Here is a 17,035-nt window from a genome sequence, read left to right as displayed (position 1 = left end):
GGAAAACGACCGCAGCATCAAACCGAAGCCCGGGGCAGGCACGACCGCGGCGCCAAGCCGACGTACGGGGGGCGGGGGCGGTCGTGGGTCAGGCCGAGGGTCGGGGTGGGGGCGGTCGTGGGGTTTCCTGCTCCGCGGCGTCGTCCTGCGCCGCCAGAAAGTCCACTACCGCGAGGGCGAACAGCAGCGCCAGCGCCAGGCCCACCACCACCCAGCCCGTGGGACGGCTCCACAGCAGACAGGCGAGGACGGCGGCGGCGACCAGCACCCAGGTCAGCCACCGGCGGTGGCGGCGCGCGAACGGCCCAACCGGCCCCGTACGCAGCCCCAGCCGGCCGGCCGTGCCGCGGGTGGCGCCGAGGCCCGCGTGCCACAGCCGCCGTACGGCGCTCGCGTACCGGCCCGGTCCGGTCAGCCACGCGGCGAGCGCGACGGCCACGCCCAGCGTCACCACCGCCCGCACCGTCGTGCGCAGGAAGCGGGTCAGCGTGTCGTACACGGCGCCGGCGGCCGGACGCGAGACGCCGGCCGGCAGGGCGTCGAGGTAGAAGGGGCGGAAGACGGTCAGCGCGATGCCGAGCAGGAGCGTGGTCAGGGCGATGCCGAGCGCGCCGGCGACCAGCGCGCGGCGGCGCCGTACGGCGAGCAGCACGCCCGCGGCGACCAGCAGGACCGCGATGACGGGCAGCCAGTTCCCGGCCACTTGCAGCAGCCGCAGGTACGTCCTGGCCCGGCCGATGTCCTGCGAGTGGGCGACGGTGAAGTCGGTGTGGACCGCGGGGATCTTCTGCGCGACGGTCAGTCCGGCGTCGACGAGACGCTTCTTGACCTGATCGATCACCGGGGCGAGGTCGATGGACACGGTATCGTCCTGGAGCTTCACAGCGCCGCCGCCCTGCCCCGTCAGGGCCTTCCCGACGGCGGCGTGGATGCGGCGGTTGGCGTCGGTCCAGAAGGTCTGGAAGGCCCGCGAGGCCATGACGTCCTCCGCCTTGTCGTGCACGAAGGCGCGGACGGCGCCCTCCAGGGCTCCGCCGAGGCCGCCCAGGGCCTGCCGCAGCCGGGGGCGGTCGGCCGGGGCGACGCCCTCCAACAGGGCGTTGAGGTCGAGGTGGGTCATCAGGGCGTCGGTGACGCGGGTGGCGGCGGCCGCCCGGACGGCGGGCTCGGCGGCGAGCGGGGCGACCGTGTCGACGTAGCGGTCGGTGTCCTCGACGGTGTCGGCGCTCCACGCGGCCAGCACCCCGAGGGGGGCCAGCGCACAGCCCACGACGACGAGCAGGACGGCGAGCAGCGAACGCGCCCGGTGCCGGGCGGGGCGTGCCCCGCGCCCGGCCTCCAACGCGTCCACCCGGGCCCGCAGTCGGGCCAGTTCGTCCGGGTCCGGGACAGGCTGCTCCGACATGGCGGTCTCCTGATCCTCGCTACGGCCGCTCCGACAGGGCGATCTCCCCGGCCCTGGCTACGACCGCTCCGGCAGGCCGGTCGCCCTGATCCTGGCTACGGCCGCTCCGGCAGGGCGGTCTCCCTGGCCCCGGTTACGGCCGCTCCGGCACGGCGGTCGCCCTGACCCCGGTTACGACCGCTCCCGCAGGGCGATCTCCCTGACCCCGGCTACGGCCGCTCCTCACAGCACAACCGCCCCCGCACTCCGGGTCGACCCCAGCGCCCCCACCCGAGTGACCCGCGCCCGCCACCGCCCCGGGAACCGACCGCAGCACATCAACACCACCGCGCCGCAACCGACCACGACACATCACACCGCCACCCCAGGAACCGACCACAGCACACCAACACCACCGGCCCGGAACCGTCCGCAGCCCATCGCACCACCGCCCCGCACCACGACGCCCGGTGGTCAGCTGTCGATCTGTTCCTCCGGGGTGGAGCGGGCCAGGGCGGCCAGGGTGGTGAGGGCCTGGGACAGGGCCTCGGGCGGAGGTGAGGCCAGGGCCAGCCGGACGGCGGGCGGGGCCTGCGGGCCGACGGTGAACGCGGTGGCCGGCACCACGCCGATGCCGTGCCGCGCGGCGGCGGCGACGAAGGTGTCCGCGCGCCACGGCCGCGGCAGCCGCCACCAGCAGTGGTAGGAGTACGGCTCGCCCCGCACGGCGAAGCCCGCCAGGTGCCGGGCCGCGATCTCCTGGCGCACGGCCGCCTCCCGCTGCTTGGCCGCCACCAGCGCCCGCACCGTGCCCGCCCGCTGCCAGCGGTCGGCGGCCTCCAGGGCGAACCGCATCGGGGCCCAGCCGCCCGAGCGCAGGGCGGTCGCGATACCGGCCGCGAGGTCGTCGGGCGCCACCGCGTAGCCGAGGGTCAGCCCGGGGGCGACCCGCTTGGAGAGGCTGTCGATCAGGACGGTCCGCTCGGGCGCGTACGCGGCGAGCGGCGGCAGGTCGTCGCGCAGGAACGCCCAGACGGCGTCCTCGATCGCGGGGACACCGAGCCGCCCCAGCACCTCTGCCAGTTGTTCGACACGGTGCGCGGGCATCGTGCGGGAGAGCGGGTTGTGCAGCCGCGGCTGCACGTAGAGCGCGTGCAGCGGGGCGGTGGCGTGGGCGTCCGCGACGGCCTCGGGCAGCAGCCCGGCCTCGTCCATGGCCAGCGGCACCAGGGTGATGCCGAGCCGGGCGGCGACGGCCTTGACGACGGGGTAGGTCAGTTCCTCTACGCCGAGCCGGCCGCCCGTCGGCACCAGCGCGGTGACGGCGGCGAAGAGCGCCTGACGGCCGTTGCCCGCGAACAGGATCCGCGCCGGTTCGGGGCGCCAGCCCCCGCGGGCGAGCAGGTCGGCCGCGGACTCCCGGAGGGCCGGCGGGCCCGAGGTGCCGGCCGGGCGCAGCGCCTGCCCCAGGGCGTCGGGCCGCAGCAGTCCGCCGAGCCCTTCGGCGAGCAGCGCGCTCTGGCCGGGCACCTCGGGGTAGTTGAGTTCCAGGTCGATCCGGCCGGCCGCGGGTTCGGTGAGCGCGGGGGCGGTGGCCGGCGCGGCGGCCCGGACGAAGGTGCCGCGCCCGACCTCGCCCACCGTCAGCCCCCGCCGGGCCAGTTCGCGGTACACGCGCGTGGCGGTGGAGTCGGCGATGCCGTGCCGGCGGGCGAACGCGCGTTGCGGGGGCAGCCGGTCGCCTGGGCGCAGCAGCCCGGCCCGGATCTCCTCGGCCACCGCGTCGGCGACCCGGCGGTAGTCGGCCCGGGAGTCGGCCCGGGAGTCGGCTGGGTTGCCGGTCCTGAGGTCGGCTGGGTCGTCGGCCCTGCGGTCGGCCCGGTCGCTGCGACGGTCGTCCTTCACGGCTCTCCCCCACTCCCCTTCGTACGGGCTGCCTCCACCCCACCACAGAATTGCACCGAGAGCAATTTTCCTTATTGCACCGAGATAGCGCGGGCAATAACCTCGCAGCCAGGCGGAATTGATTCGAGAAGGGAGCCGTCCATGGTGGAACCCGGCGGGCTGCTCGGCGTCGCGGTGGTGGCCCTCGGCATGGTGCTGACCCCGGGACCGAACATGGTCTACCTCGTCTCCCGCAGCATCACCCAGGGCAGAAGCGCCGGAATGACCTCCCTCGGCGGCGTGGCGCTCGGCTTCCTGGCCTACCTGCTCGCCGCGAACCTGGGGCTGTCGGTGGTCTTCGTCGCCGTACCCGAGCTGTATGCCGCGGTGAAGCTGGCCGGTGCCGCCTATCTCGCCCACCTCGCCTGGACCGCGCTCAGGCCCGGCGGGCTGTCCGTCTTCGCGCCGCGGGACGTGCCCCACGACTCGCCACGCAAGCTGTTCACGATGGGCCTGATGACCAACCTGCTCAACCCCAAGATCGCCATCATGTACCTGTCGCTGATCCCGCAGTTCGTCGACCTCGACCGGGGGCACGTGCTCCTCCAGGGCCTCGTCCTCGGCTCGGTGCAGATCCTGGTCAGCATCGCGGTCAACCTCGGGATCGTCCTGGCGGCGGGCACGATTGCCGTCTTCCTCGCCCGCCGCCCGTCCTGGCTCAGGGCGCAGCGCTATCTGATGGGCACCGTCCTCGGCGGCCTCGCCGTCTCGCTCGCCCTCGACTCCCCCAACGCCGCACACGCTGCGCCGAGATGACGAGCCGTCACCGCCCTGTGCGGTGCGGGCGTCCTGCGGCGCACTGAGCGTCCGCCGCTGGAACCACCCGTCTCCTTGGGGCAGTCTTTCCCCTCGTGGTGAGCGTTCCGATGCAGAGTGGACCGGGTGGCGCGCCCGCGCCCATGGTGGTGTGCGGCGACGACGGGCTGGCGCACCGGCTGGCCGCCGAGTTGCGCAGCGTGTACGGCGCGCAGGTCACGCTCGTCGTACCGGCGGGCGCCCGCACGGCGCGGCCACCGGTCGTCGGGCGGGCCCGGGCCGCGTCGGCGGCGCTGCTGGACCGGGTGAACGCAGCCGTCGGCCGCGCCGCGGGCAACGGCACCGTGCTCGGCGCCCTCGGCTCCGGCGGCTCGGGCGGCTCGGGCGGCTCGGGCGGCTCGGGCGGCTCCGGCGGTGAACCCGGGCGCGCCGACAGGGTGTTGGAGGCCGCCGAACCGACCGAGGCGGTGCTCGCCGAAGCGGGCGTGGAACGCGCCGCCGCGCTGGCCCTCGTGTACGACGACGACGAGACCAACATCCGGGCCGCGCTCACCGCACGCCGGCTCAACCCGCGGCTGCGGCTCGTGCTGCGCCTTTACAACCGGCGGCTCGGCCAGCACATCGAGGAACTCCTCGACCAGGCCGCCGCGTTGGCGGCCGGGGACGAAGCCGACTCCCCGGGCGACGCGTCCACGACCGTGTTGTCCGACGCCGACACCGCCGCCCCGGCGCTGGTCGCGACCGCGGTCGCCGGCACCAGCAAGGTCGTGCAGACGGACGGGTTGCTGCTGCGCGCGGTGGAACGGCCGCCGCCCGCACCGGGGGTCATCGCCGACCCCGGGCTGTGCACGCTGGCCCTGCTGTCGGCGACCAGCAGCGACCCGGCAGGCGCGGACGGCTCCGAGGGCAGCGGGGAACGCGGGCCGCACCTGCTGCCCGACGAGGCGGACGTGACGGCCGCCGCGGGCCGCGGGGCCGTCGTGCTGGAACAGGTCTCGTACGCCGCCGGGCCGCCGCTGCCGGCCGGCCGCACCGGGGTCGTGCCGCCGTTCGCCTCGCTGTTCTCACGGCGGCTGCGGTGGTCGCTGGCCGGGCTCGCGGGATGCGTGCTGGCGCTGGCCGTGGCGCTGTGGCTGGTGACCGGGATCCATCCGCTCGGCGCGTTCTATCTGACGCTGCTCGACCTGTTCGCGATCGACGAACCGGCCCTGGGCGAACCGCTCGGCCGGCAGATCCTGCAACTGCTGTCCGGGCTGGTCGGGTTGCTGCTGCTGCCGGTGCTGCTGGCGGCCGTGCTGGAAGCGCTCGGCACCTTCCGGACCGCGTCCACGCTGCGCAAGCCGCCGCGCGGGCTCGGCGGGCACGTGGTGCTGCTCGGGCTGGGCAAGATCGGCACCCGGGTGCTGACCCGGCTGCGGGAACTGCACATCCCGGTGGTGTGCGTGGAGGCCGACGCGGACGCGCGCGGCCTCGCCACGGCACGGCGGCTGCGGGTGCCGGTGGTGCTCGGGGACGTGACCCAGGAGGGCGTACTGGAAGCCGCCAAGATCCACCGGGCACATGCGCTGCTCGCGGTGACCAGCGCGGACACCACGAACCTGGAGGCCGTGCTGTACGCCCGGTCCGTCCGCCCCGACCTGCGGGTGCTGCTGCGGCTGTACGACGACGACTTCGCGACCGCCGTCTACCGGACCCTGCGGGCCGCGCATCCGGGGGCGCTCACCCGCAGCCGCAGCGTCACCCACCTGGCCGCGCCCGCCTTCGCCGGGGCGATGTTCGGCCGGCAGATCCTGGGCGCGATCCCCGTGGAACGGCGGGTGCTGCTGGTCGCCGCCGTGGAGGTCGACGGGCATCCGCAGTTGGAGGGGCGCAGCGTGGCCGAGGCGTTCCTGGCCGGGGCCTGGCGGGTGCTGGCGCTGGAGGGGCAGCAGCGGCCGTCCCCCGGCCATGTGCTGCGCTCCGGCGACCGGGTGGTGCTTGCGGCGACTCGGCGGGGTCTGGCGGAGCTGCAGGGCGGTCGCCGGGGGGCGCAGGACCGGCCCGCCTAAGGGGAAGGTTTTCGGGGGGCGGGGGTGGGGGGCGCGGGTGGTACTTGGCCGGTTGCGCAGTTCCCCGCGCCCCCGGGGAGGTGCAGGCGCGTTGCCCGGTGACGGTAGTACGTGGCTCGTCGCGCAGTTCCCCGCGCCCCTGGGGGGCGTGCGGGCGCGTTGTCAGGTGCCGATAGTACGTTGGTCCGTCGCGCAGTTCCCCGCGCCCCTGGGAGGCGTGCAGGCGCGTTTGCCGGGTGACGGTAGTACGTGGTCCGTCGCGCAGTTCCCCGCGCCCCTGGGAGGCGTGCAGGCACGTTGCCGGGTGACGGTGGTACGTGGCTCGTCGCGCAGTTCCCCGCGCCCCTGGGGGGCGTGCAGGCACGTTGCCGGGTGACGGTGGTACGTGGCTCGTCGCGCAGTTCCCCGCGCCCCTGGGGGGCGTGCAGGCGCGTTGTCGGGTGACGGTGGTACGTGGCTCGTCGCGCAGTTCCCCGCGCCCCTGGGGAGGTGCAGGCGCGTTGTCGGGTGCCGGTGGTACTTGGCTGGTCGCGCCAACCGACCAGCGCGGACCGAACACCCACCCCGACCGGCCGCACCACTCGGCCCCGGTCGGCCGAGTCGGCCCGACCCCGCCAGTCGGGCCGAGGGGGGCGGTTAGTTCAGGAGGTGGCGTTGGGCGAAGTCGAGTTCCAGGCGGACCTGTTTGATGCGTTCGTCGACCACCAGGGAGCCGTGGCCCGCCTCGTAGCGGTACACCTCGTGGACCGCGCCCCTGGATTCGAGCCGCTTGACGTAGTTGTCGATCTGGCGGATGGGGCAGCGCGGGTCGTTGACCCCCGCGGAGATGTAGACGGGGGCCTTGACGTCGTCGACGTAGGTGAGCGGGGACGAGGCCCGGAAGCGGTCGGGGACCTCTTCGGGCGTGCCGCCGAGCAGCGTGCGGTCCATGGCCTTCAGCGCCTCCATCTCGTCGTGGTACGCCGTCACATAGTCGGCGACGGGGACCACGGCGATGCCCACCGTCCAGGCGTCCGGCTGGGTGCCGAGGCCGAGGAGGGTGAGGTAGCCGCCCCAGGAGGCGCCGGTGAGGACGAGCCTGCCGGGGTCGGCCAGGCCCGAGGAGACCGCCCAGTCGCGGACCGCGGCCACGTCCTCCAGTTCGATCAGGCCCACCCGGTGCTTCAGGGCGTCCGTCCAGGCCCGGCCGTAACCTGTCGAGCCGCGGTAGTTGATCCGCACCACCGCGTAGCCGTGGTCCACCCAGGCCGCCGGGCCCGCGGCGAACGAGTCGCTGTCGTGCCAGGTCGGGCCGCCGTGCAGATCGAAGACCGTGGGGAGGGGACCACTGGCCCCGGCCGGCTTCTGGATCAACGCGTGGATGCGGCCGCCGGGCCCGGTCACCCACGCGTCCTCCACCACGACCGAGGGCGGGCAGGGCATCCCGGGCGGGTCCAGGACCACCCGGCCCGTCGTCGAACGCACCGCGGGCGGCTCCGCGGCCGAGGACCACAGGAACTCCACGCTGCCGTCGGGCCGGGCCGTCGCGCCGGAGACCGAGCCGGGCGGGGTCGGGATGCCGGTCAGCTCGCGGCTCGCCAGGTCGTAGCGGAACAGTTCGCTGCGCGCTTCGAAGCTGTGCGCGATGAGCAGCGCGGTGCCGTCCGGGTACCAGTCCGCGCTCACGTCACCGGGGAGGTCCAGGGCCAGATCGGTCTCCTCGCCCGAGGCCACGTCCCAGATCAGGGGCTCCCAGCGGCCCCTTCTCTGGTGGCCGATGAGCAGCCGGGTGTCGCCGTCGACCGGGGCGAAGCCCAGCACCTCAAGGCCCAGTTCCCGCGTGCCGCCCTTGCTGTCGTCGAGTTCGGCGACCGCCGTGCCGTCCGGGCGCAGGACGCGCAGCGCGGAGTGCATCGCGTCGCCGTGCTCCGTGTGCTCGATCGCGATCAGCGAACCGTCGTGGGAGAGGTCGCCGACGCCCGCCGACTCACGGTGGCGGTACAGCTCGAACGGCTCCTCGCCACCGCGGGCCACATGGATCGTCGTACCCTCCTCGTCCGTCGAGCGGCCGACGATCGCCGTGCGGCCGTCCCGGGCGAGGGCGAGGCCGGCCGGGTAGGAGGGTGCGAGGCCCGGTGTGGCGGGCTCGTCCGCGCCGCCGGTGAAGGGCTGCCGGCGCCACACGCCGAACTCGTCGCCGTCCTTGTCGTTGAACCACCAGATCCACGCGCCGTCCGGGGAGAGCAGCCCGTCCGTCGTGCCGTTCGGCCGGGCCGTCGCCTGGCGCTGCGCTCCCGTGGCACGGTCCCACGCGTACAGCTCGTACGTCCCCGTCGCGTTCGACACGAACAGGGAGCGGTCGGGCGCGTCCTCCGCCCAGTCCGGCAGCGACACCCGCGGCGCGCGGAAGCGCTTCTCCCAGTCCGGCATGCTGCTCTCATTCTTGGCCCCAGTCATGGCCCCATAGTGCCTGCTCCCACCGACCCTCCGCTGCCGAGTGCCCCCAGCCTGTGGACAACTTTCCCGGCCGTCGCCGCCCCGGCGGCCGAAGCCGCGGCGGCAGCCCGTACCGTGGTGGCGTGTACCGGTTTCTGCTGACACCCCGCTGGTGGGGCATCAACGTCTTCGTGCTGCTCGCCATCCCGTTCTGCGTCTTCATGGGATCGTGGCAGCTGGGCCGGTTCGAGGACCGGGTGCAGGACCACCGTGACGCGACCGAGCAGGCCACGGCGGGCAGAACGCAGGCGGCACGCCCGCTGGCCGACCTGCTGCCCGTCGACAAGGCCACGTCAGGCAAGCGGGCCACCGCGACCGGCCGGTACGGCGAGCAGCTTCTCGTGCCCGACCGGGAGCTGGACGGCAGGAGCGGCTACTACGTGCTGACGCTGCTGCGCACCGACTCCGGCGAGGCGCTGCCCGTGGTGCGCGGCTGGCTGCCCGGCGCCGCGGACCCGGCCAAGGCGCCCGCCCCGCCGGCCGGCGAGGTCACCGTCACCGGTGCGCTCCAGGCGTCCGAGACGCCGGGTGACAACGGGGTCAGCGCCGCGAGCGGGCTGCCGTCGGGGCAGACGGCGGCGATCAGTTCGGCGTCCCTGGTGAACCTCGTGCCGTACCGGCTCTACGACGCGTGGATCACGCTCGACGAGGGCGACTCGGGGATGACGGCGGTGCCGGCGTCGGCGCCCGGCGGCTCGGGCCTTGACCTGAAGGCGTTCCAGAACCTCGGCTACACCGGTGAGTGGTTCGTCTTCGCGGGTTTCGTGGTCTTCATGTGGTTCCGGCTGCTGCGCCGTGAGGCGGAGTTCGTCCGGGACGCCGAGCTGGGCCTGGTGCCGGACGAGGAGAAGGTCCCGAGCCCGTCCGGGGTCTGATCCGCCGGACCCCTGCCGCACCGGTCCGGGATCACGTCCCGGCCAGCACTCCGGTCCAGTAGACCGTTCCCGCGCACGCGTTGGGCAGCGTCGTGGTGACGGTCGGCGCACCCCCTTGGGAGGTGTGCAGCACCTGGATGCTGCCGTCGGCCGTGCCGTCCTCGGTGAGCAGCTGCGTGCTGGTGCCGGACGTGCCACCGGTGGATGTGCCGGCGGTGGGGTCCGAGCTGGGGCTCGGGTCGGCGCTGGGCCCGCCGGTCTCCGAACCGCCGGTGCCGCCGCCGGTGGGACAGGTCTCCGAGGGCACGAAGGCGAACTTCTCCTCGTAGGCGCTGCCGGGCGACAGCAGCAGGCTCGCGTTCTCCTGGGACGGGTCGGGCAGGCCGGCCGCGGCGTCACCGGCGACATGCCGGACCGCACTGATCTTGGCCGGATCCGCCGCGCCCTGCGCGAGGACGCTCACGGTGCCCGCGCCGCCGACCCGGCAACTGGTGCCGGAGACGTTGGTGAGCCGGAAGGAGCCGTAGACGATGCCCGTGGAGTCCGGCGCGGCGGCGGTGCCGGTGCCGGTGTCCAGCTGGGCCGCCGTGCACACCGGGACGCCGGTGCGCTCGGTGGCCGAGGGGTTGGCACCGCCGGTCGAGCCGCCGCCGGCGGCGTGTCCCTTGTCCCGTTCCTCGTCCTGCACGCCGCCCGTGTGCCGGTCGGTGGTCTTGCCGCTCTCGTCGCCGGTGGCGCGCTCCCCGCCGTCCGGCTCCTTGCCCTGGCCCGCACCGCCCTGGGCCTGCGAGGCCTGGCCGGCGATGGAGGTGTTGGGGTCGGTGCCGCCGGAGTTGGAGACGTGCACGAGGGCCGGGACGGCGGTGCCGACGAACAGGGCCGCGGCCGCCATGCCGACCGCCGCGTGCCGCTTGCGCGCCCGCCGGGCGGGCACCGCGCGCCGCAGGTGGTCCAGCGTGCCGTCGCGCGGCTCCAGGTCCTCGACCGCCGCGTGCAGCAGCCTGCGCAGACCCAGTTCGTCGTGGTCCAGCGCGTCGAGCCTCTCGGGGCCCTTGTCGTCGGGGCCGTGGTTCACAGTTGCGTTCCCAGCGTGCGATTGCGTGTGCTCTTGCTCGTGCCGCGGCGGCGGCTCGTGCCTGGCGTCGGGCTCCTGACGGCCGTGGGAGACGCCCGGTTCGGGACGCTCGGGATGTTCGGGGCGGTCGCTCATGCGGTCGCCTCCATGGCCAGTCGCAGCGCCGCGATGCCGCGGGAGCCGTACGCCTTCACCGAACCCAGCGAGATGCCGAGGCTCTCGGCGACCTGCGCCTCGGTCATGTCCGCGAAGTAACGCAGCACCAGGACCTCGCGCTGGCGGCGCTGCAGCCCCTTCATCGCCTTGATCAGGGAGTCGCGCTCCAGCTGGTCGTACGCGCCCTCCTCCGCGCTCGCCATGTCGGGCATCGGCTTGGAGAGCAGCTTCAGGCCGAGGATGCGGCGGCGCAGCGCGGAGCGGGACAGATTGACGACCGTCTGGCGCAGATAGGCGAGGGTCTTGTCGGGGTCCCGGACGCGTTTGCGGGCCGAGTGGACGCGGATGAACGCCTCCTGGACGACGTCCTCGCAGGAGGCGGTGTCGTCGAGGAGGAGCGCGGCGAGGCCGAGCAGCGAACGGTAGTGCGTCCGGTAGGTCTCGGTGAGGTGGTCGACGGTCGTGCCGGCCGCCGCCGCGGTCTCCTCGGCTCCGTCGCGCTGGCTGGGGATGCGGGCGGGCCGCGCTGCGGGCATGGGCGCGATCACCGGCATGCCGCCGGGCGCGCCGGGTATGCGGGGACGCAGCGCCCCGGGGCGGGGCCGCAGGGTCGTGCCGCGCGCCGCGCTGCTGAAGTCGAGTACCTCTGCCACGCCAGTTGGACACGCTCACCCCCGAAGGGGTTGTACGTGCCGGACGTCACTTTCGCGTCGGGCGGCGTGGCCGACGATCTCTTCGCAGCGGGCAGCACGCCCGACAGTGCCTCATATGTCGCCATACGCCCCGTTCTTCCCCTGTGTCCCATATGAACGGGCGTCCCCACGCCCTGATCACGGCGTCCCCACGCCTGGATCATCGCGTCCCCCACGCCCCGGCGGGGCGAGCACAACGCCCCGAAGGAGCGAGAGCAAAGACGCTCCCCGCCTTGCACGCGGTTGCGGAAGGCGGGGAGGAAAATCTTCGGACGCCGGGAGCATCCAGTTCAAGAGGTCCGGACCATGCTTCCGGCCACATCTCTCCGCAGATCCTACAAATGGATCCGCCGGCGGCCAGGGCATTTCCGGCGTCGCCGCACTCTCACGAAAACTCCGCCGCCACCAACTCCGCGATCTGCGCGGTGTTGAGCGCCGCTCCCTTGCGCAGATTGTCGCCGCACACGAAGAGTTCGAGGGCCGTCGGGTCGTCCAGCGCCCGCCGCACCCGGCCCACCCAGGTCGGGTCGGTGCCCACCACATCGGCGGGAGTGGGGAACTCACCGGCGGCCGGATTGTCGAACAGCACGACGCCCGGCGCCGTGGCCAGGATCTCCCGGGCGCCGTCCACGGTGACCTCGCCCTGGAAACGGGCGTGCACGGTCAGCGAGTGCGTGGTGACCACCGGCACCCGCACACAGGTCACGGCGACCGGCAGCTTCGGCAGTCCGAGGATCTTGCGGGACTCGTCCCGCACCTTCATCTCCTCCGAGGACCAGCCGTCCTCCCGCAGCGACCCGGCCCAGGGCACCACGTTCAGCGCGACCGGCTCCGGGAACGGCCCGGTGCTGTCCCCCACGGCCCGTCGCACATCACCGGGGCTGGTCCCCAGCTCCGTGCCCGCGACCAGGGACAGCTGGGCCCGCAGCGTCTCCACGCCGGCCCGGCCCGCGCCGCTCACCGCCTGGTACGACGACACCACCAGCTCGCGCAGCCCGAACTCGGCGTGCAGCGCGCCCAGGGCGACGATCATCGACAGGGTCGTGCAGTTGGGGTTGGCGACGATGCCGCGCGGCCGGACCCGGGCCGTGTGCGGATTGACCTCGGGCACCACCAGGGGCACGTCCGGGTGCATCCGGAACGCGCCGGAGTTGTCGACCACCACCACGCCCTTGGCGGCGGCGATCGGCGCCCACTGCGCGGAGACCTCGTCCGGTACGTCGAACATGGCGACGTCGACGCCGTCGAAGGCCTCCTCGGACAGGGCCACCACCTCGACCTCCTCGCCGCGCACGGCCAGCTTGCGGCCGGCCGAGCGCGCCGAGGCGATCAGACGGATCTCGCCCCAGACGTCCGCGCGCTGGGACAGGATCTGGAGCATGACCGTGCCGACGGCTCCGGTCGCTCCCACGACCGCGAGCGTCGGGCGTACGGTCATCGGCCGGTGCCCCCGTAGACGACGGCCTCGTCGCTGTCGGAGTCGAGACCGAAGGCGCTGTGCACCGCGCGGACGGCCTCGGGCACGTCGTCGGCCCGGGTGACCACCGAGATACGGATCTCGGATGTCGAGATCAGCTCGATGTTCACCCCCGCGTCGGACAGCGCCTCGAAGAACGCCGCGGTGACCCCGGGGTTGGTCTTCATACCGGCGCCGACCAGGGAGATCTTGCCGATCTGGTCGTCGTAGCGCAGGGAGTCGAAGCCGATGCCCGGACGGTTCTTCTCCAGGGCGTCGATGGCCTTGCGGCCCTCGGTCTTCGGCAGCGTGAAGGAGATGTCCGTGAGGCCCGTGGCCGCGGCGGACACGTTCTGCACGACCATGTCGATGTTGATCTCGGCATCGGCGATCGTACGGAAGATGGCGGCCGCCTCACCGGGCTTGTCGGGCACGCCGACGACCGTGATCTTGGCCTCGGAGGTGTCGTGCGCGACACCCGAGATGATGGCCTGCTCCACCTTCTTTTCCCCTTGCTCGATGGGCTCGCTGCTGACCCACGTGCCCTTGAGCCCGCTGAAGGAGGAACGGACGTGGATCGGGATGTTGTACCGGCGGGCGTACTCCACGCAGCGGTGGAGCAGCACCTTCGACCCGGACGAGGCCAGCTCCAGCATGTCCTCGAAGGAGATCCAGTCGATCTTCCGGGCCTTCTTCACCACGCGCGGGTCGGCGGTGAACACACCGTCCACATCGGTGTAGATCTCGCAGACCTCGGCGTCGAGCGCGGCGGCGAGCGCCACGGCCGTCGTGTCGGACCCGCCGCGGCCGAGCGTGGTGATGTCCTTCTTGTCGGCGCTGACGCCCTGGAAACCGGCGACGATGGCGATGTTGCCCTCGTCCAGCGCCGTACGGATGCGGCCCGGGGTGACGTCGATGATCCGGGCTTTGTTGTGGACCGAGTCGGTGATGACGCCTGCCTGGCTGCCGGTGAAGGACTGGGCCTCGTGCCCCAGGTTTTTGATCGCCATGGCCAGCAGGGCCATGGCGATACGCTCTCCGGCGGTCAGCAGCATGTCGAACTCACGCCCCGCAGGCATCGGGGATACCTGCTCGGCGAGATCGATCAACTCGTCCGTCGTGTCGCCCATCGCGGAAACGACCACAACCACCTGGTTGCCGTTCTTCTTCGCTTCCACGATCCGCTTGGCGACGCGCTTGATGCCCTCGGCATCGGCTACGGAGGAGCCTCCGTACTTCTGCACGACAAGGCCCACGTGCGCTCCTCGCTCATTCCGTCGATTGCCCGCCCAGTCTAACGAGCGCCCGAAATTCCCCTCCCGAGTACCGCATGGTGAGATGTCCGGTCGCCGCGCCGAGCGCTGTCCGGTGAGTCCCTGCCCACTATCGCGCGGCTGAAGACAACGCGTTGAATTTCACCCTGTTCCACGGCGTTCCACGGCGTTCCACGGCGCTCACGGTTGGGCGGCGCCCCGCTACCGGCGCGAGCGCAGTCCGAGTGGGGTGGCGATCTCCTGCTGCATCACGCGGCCCGCCTCGATCTCCAGGGTGTCGTCGCCCACGCCCTGGTCGGTGTCGAGGCCGTCCAGCTCCTCCAGGGGCTGGTCGAGCCGGACATGCGCGAGGACCGAGTGCAGGGCACGCAGGGTCGCGGAGGCGGTGGAGCCCCAGTTGGAGAAGTAGGAGAACTGCCACCACCACAGCGCTTCCGTGGTGCGGCCCGCGCGGTAGTGCGCCATGCCGTGCCGCAGGTCGGTGACGACGTCCGCGAGGTCGTCGGAGATACGGGCGGGCACCGGCGCGGTGCGCGGCTCGTAGGGGTCGAAGACCTCCGAGTAGACGTCGACCGGCTCCAGCAGCCGGGCGAGGTTCTCACGCAGCTCGTCCACGTCCGGGTCCGGGCCCGTGTCGGTCTCGTAGCGCTCGTCCGGGACGATGTCCTCGTGCGCGCCGAGGCGCCCGCCGGCCAGCAGGAGCTGGGAGACCTCCAGGAGCAGGAAGGGGACCGCCGAGTCCGGCTCGTCGCCCTTCGCCACCTCCGTGACGGCCACCAGGAAGCTCTCCACCTGGTCCGCGATCTGGACCGCGAAGTCGTCCGGGTTCTGCGTCGTGGCGTGCAGCGTGGCGTCAGACATCTAGGAGTCGTCTCCCCTCGAAGGCGCGGCCGAGGGTGACCTCGTCCGCGTACTCCAGGTCGCCACCCACCGGGAGGCCGCTGGCCAGGCGGGTGACCTTCAGGCCCATGGGTTTGATCATGCGGGCGAGGTACGTGGCCGTCGCCTCGCCCTCAAGGTTGGGGTCCGTGGCCAGGATCAGCTCGGTGACGGTACCGTCGGCCAGGCGGGCCAGCAGCTCCCGGATGCGCAGGTCGTCCGGGCCCACGCCCTCGATCGGGCTGATCGCGCCGCCGAGCACGTGGTACCGGCCGCGGAACTCACGCGTCCGCTCGATCGCCACCACGTCCTTCGGCTCCTCGACCACGCAGATGACCGAGGGGTCCCGGCGGTTGTCCCGGCACACCGCGCACAGCTCTTCCTGCGCCACGTTCCCGCAGGCCGCGCAGAAGCGGACCTTCGCCTTCACCTCCAGGAGCGCCTGGGCCAGCCGCCGTACGTCCGTCGGCTCGGCCTGCAGGATGTGGAAGGCGATCCGCTGCGCGCTCTTGGGACCGACGCCGGGCAGCCGCCCCAGTTCGTCGATGAGGTCCTGGACCACGCCTTCGTACAACGGAGTGCCCTTCCTGGAGTCTTTCCCGGTACGTACGGTAGATGGCTGCCGCCCGTCCTAGGAAGGCGGTACGGGTGTCCTGCCGGTGGCGAACGTCAGAACGGCAGACCCGGGATGCCGCTGCCGCCGCCCAGGCCCTGGGCGAGCGGGCCGAGTTTCTGCTGCTGGAGCGTCTGCGCGTTCTCGTTGGCCGCGTGGACGGCGGCGACGATCAGGTCGGCTAGGGTCTCGGTGTCCTCCGGGTCGACCGCCTTGGGGTCGATCTTCAGCGCCCGCAGTTCGCCGGCGCCGGTCACGGTGGCCGTCACCAGGCCGCCGCCCGCCTGCCCGGCGATCTCCGTGTTCGCCAGTTCCTCCTGGGCCTTCGCGAGTTCCTCCTGCATCTTCTGAGCCTGCTGGAGCAGCTGCTGCATATTGGGCTGGCCACCACCGGGAATCACGATCAGCTCCTGGTTCGATCTCGTCTTCCTCCGCTGAGCACGAGCCTACGTGGTCCACGCGGCCCTCGCCCCGCCACTCTTTCGAGTGAGAACGTGCTGACTCCTATACCTGATCAAGGCCCCCTTCCGGGCGGAAAAGCAGCGAAAGCGCCACCTTCGCCACCCATTGGGCGGTAGGAAGGACGCCGCGCGTCAGCATCCGATGTCACACAACGTGACCGGTCGTGATCAGTAGGGAGTGCCGGGTGGGTCAGCCGGAGATGCAGCCCGAGGGTCCGCCTCAGGACGGGCGGGGCGAGGGCGCGGCCGGGCTGCGTCCGGGCGACCTGGCCGGCCGGGCCTTTCCGCTCGGGGACTGGGCGGAGCCGATCGAGCGGCTCGACGAGCTGTACCGGTGGGTGGAACGGGGGGCGCTGGAGACGGCGGCGTGGTATCTCGCGGACCGGGTGTGGAAGCGGCGGGCCGCGCGGGGGCTGCGGGCCGGGGCGGCGGCGGGCGCGGTGGGCGGGGCCGCGCTGCCCCTGCTGGATCTGACCGGGGTGGTGGCCGGGGCGGCGCCCTGGGGGTATCTGGCCCTGGTGCTCGCGGTGGCCTGCCTGGGGGTCGACCGGTTCTTCGGGGTGACGTCCGGGTGGATGCGGGACGTGGCGACCGCGCAGGCCGTGCAGCGGCGGCTTCAGGCGCTTCAGTTCGACTGGGCGTCGGAGAGCGTGCGCGAGGTGCTGGGACCTGCGGAGGGGACGGCGGCGGAGGCCGCCGACCGGTGCCTCGGGGTGCTGCGGCGCTTCTCGGAGGACGTGACCGAGCTGGTGCGGACGGAGACGGCGGACTGGATGGTGGAGTTCCGCACCGGAACGGCTCCCCTCGGTCTCCAGGTGGTACTGCCCACCGGCCCGCGCCCCGACACCCCGGGCACCCCGAGCCGCTTCCCCACCCCGCCCGGCACGCCCACCCGCCCCAACATGCCCCGCCAACGCCCCCCGGAACCACGGTGATCCCGGTAGCCC

General features: G+C 73.1%; 14 protein-coding genes. 4 read left to right on the top strand and 10 right to left on the bottom strand.

The window, feature by feature from the left end; translation table 11 throughout:
• Nucleotides 1-88: 88 nt before the first annotated feature.
• Both ACFYTE_RS27075 and ACFYTE_RS27070 read right to left on the bottom strand, forming a co-directional pair.
• On the bottom strand, nucleotides 89-1,405 hold the full coding sequence (locus ACFYTE_RS27075) for a hypothetical protein (RefSeq protein ID WP_388715506.1): 1,317 nt from the start codon (nucleotides 1,403-1,405) through the stop codon (nucleotides 89-91).
• Nucleotides 1,406-1,858: 453 nt separating this feature from the next.
• Nucleotides 1,859-3,289, bottom strand: coding sequence for a PLP-dependent aminotransferase family protein (locus ACFYTE_RS27070; protein WP_388715504.1), 1,431 nt, complete (start codon nucleotides 3,287-3,289; stop codon nucleotides 1,859-1,861).
• A 141-nt stretch (nucleotides 3,290-3,430) separates the two neighbouring features.
• On the opposite strand from ACFYTE_RS27070, the gene ACFYTE_RS27065 reads away from it, so the two are divergent.
• Nucleotides 3,431-4,084: a LysE family translocator gene (locus ACFYTE_RS27065; RefSeq protein WP_388715501.1), complete on the top strand. Its 654-nt coding sequence runs from the start codon at nucleotides 3,431-3,433 to the stop codon at nucleotides 4,082-4,084.
• A gap of 143 nt (nucleotides 4,085-4,227) precedes the next feature.
• Entirely contained in the window at nucleotides 4,228-6,132 is a 1,905-nt protein-coding gene (locus tag ACFYTE_RS27060; RefSeq protein WP_388715707.1) for an NAD-binding protein, read from the top strand.
• Nucleotides 6,133-6,768: 636 nt separating this feature from the next.
• On the opposite strand, the gene ACFYTE_RS27055 is transcribed toward ACFYTE_RS27060, so the two are convergent.
• Complete coding sequence (locus ACFYTE_RS27055; RefSeq protein WP_388715498.1) at nucleotides 6,769-8,568, bottom strand: prolyl oligopeptidase family serine peptidase; 1,800 nt, start codon at nucleotides 8,566-8,568, stop codon at nucleotides 6,769-6,771.
• 122 nt (nucleotides 8,569-8,690) lie between these two features.
• Between ACFYTE_RS27055 and ACFYTE_RS27050 the strand changes: the two genes are divergently transcribed.
• Nucleotides 8,691-9,482 (top strand): SURF1 family protein, encoded by a 792-nt coding sequence (locus tag ACFYTE_RS27050; protein ID WP_388715495.1) that lies wholly within the window; start codon nucleotides 8,691-8,693, stop codon nucleotides 9,480-9,482.
• A 31-nt stretch (nucleotides 9,483-9,513) separates the two neighbouring features.
• Here the strand turns inward: ACFYTE_RS27050 and ACFYTE_RS27045 are convergent, their stop codons facing one another.
• From ACFYTE_RS27045 to ACFYTE_RS27015, 7 genes are all read right to left on the bottom strand, one after another.
• Nucleotides 9,514-10,557: a hypothetical protein gene (locus ACFYTE_RS27045; protein WP_388715492.1), complete on the bottom strand. Its 1,044-nt coding sequence runs from the start codon at nucleotides 10,555-10,557 to the stop codon at nucleotides 9,514-9,516.
• 131 nt (nucleotides 10,558-10,688) lie between these two features.
• Nucleotides 10,689-11,366 carry a SigE family RNA polymerase sigma factor gene (locus tag ACFYTE_RS27040; protein ID WP_388715489.1) on the bottom strand — a complete coding sequence of 226 codons (678 nt, stop codon included), beginning with the start codon at nucleotides 11,364-11,366 and terminating at the stop codon, nucleotides 10,689-10,691.
• A gap of 424 nt (nucleotides 11,367-11,790) precedes the next feature.
• Nucleotides 11,791-12,843, bottom strand: coding sequence for an aspartate-semialdehyde dehydrogenase (locus tag ACFYTE_RS27035; RefSeq protein WP_388715486.1), 1,053 nt, complete (start codon nucleotides 12,841-12,843; stop codon nucleotides 11,791-11,793).
• Nucleotides 12,840-14,117 (bottom strand): aspartate kinase, encoded by a 1,278-nt coding sequence (locus ACFYTE_RS27030; RefSeq protein ID WP_388715484.1) that lies wholly within the window; start codon nucleotides 14,115-14,117, stop codon nucleotides 12,840-12,842. Before ACFYTE_RS27030 ends, ACFYTE_RS27035 begins: the two co-directional genes overlap by 4 nt.
• Before the next feature lie 219 nt (nucleotides 14,118-14,336).
• Nucleotides 14,337-14,996 (bottom strand): DUF5063 domain-containing protein, encoded by a 660-nt coding sequence (locus ACFYTE_RS27025; protein WP_388715481.1) that lies wholly within the window; start codon nucleotides 14,994-14,996, stop codon nucleotides 14,337-14,339.
• On the bottom strand, nucleotides 14,989-15,588 hold the full coding sequence (recR, locus tag ACFYTE_RS27020) for a recombination mediator RecR (RefSeq protein ID WP_388715478.1): 600 nt from the start codon (nucleotides 15,586-15,588) through the stop codon (nucleotides 14,989-14,991). Before recR ends, ACFYTE_RS27025 begins: the two co-directional genes overlap by 8 nt.
• Before the next feature lie 95 nt (nucleotides 15,589-15,683).
• The gene (locus ACFYTE_RS27015; RefSeq protein ID WP_351731398.1) at nucleotides 15,684-16,028 is read right to left on the bottom strand and encodes a YbaB/EbfC family nucleoid-associated protein; all 345 of its coding nucleotides are present in this window, start codon (nucleotides 16,026-16,028) and stop codon (nucleotides 15,684-15,686) included.
• 245 nt (nucleotides 16,029-16,273) lie between these two features.
• On the opposite strand from ACFYTE_RS27015, the gene ACFYTE_RS27010 reads away from it, so the two are divergent.
• Nucleotides 16,274-17,023, top strand: a complete 750-nt coding sequence (locus tag ACFYTE_RS27010; RefSeq protein WP_388715474.1) for an SLATT domain-containing protein — start codon at nucleotides 16,274-16,276, stop codon at nucleotides 17,021-17,023.
• The last annotated feature ends 12 nt before the right edge of the window (nucleotides 17,024-17,035 follow it).

The sequence above is a fragment of the Streptomyces sp. NPDC004629 genome (genome assembly GCF_042873595.1).
In the GTDB taxonomy this organism is placed as follows: domain Bacteria; phylum Actinomycetota; class Actinomycetes; order Streptomycetales; family Streptomycetaceae; genus Streptomyces.
The sequence above is the reverse complement of the archived record's forward strand: the minus strand, read 5'-3'. Positions and strand labels throughout refer to the sequence as shown.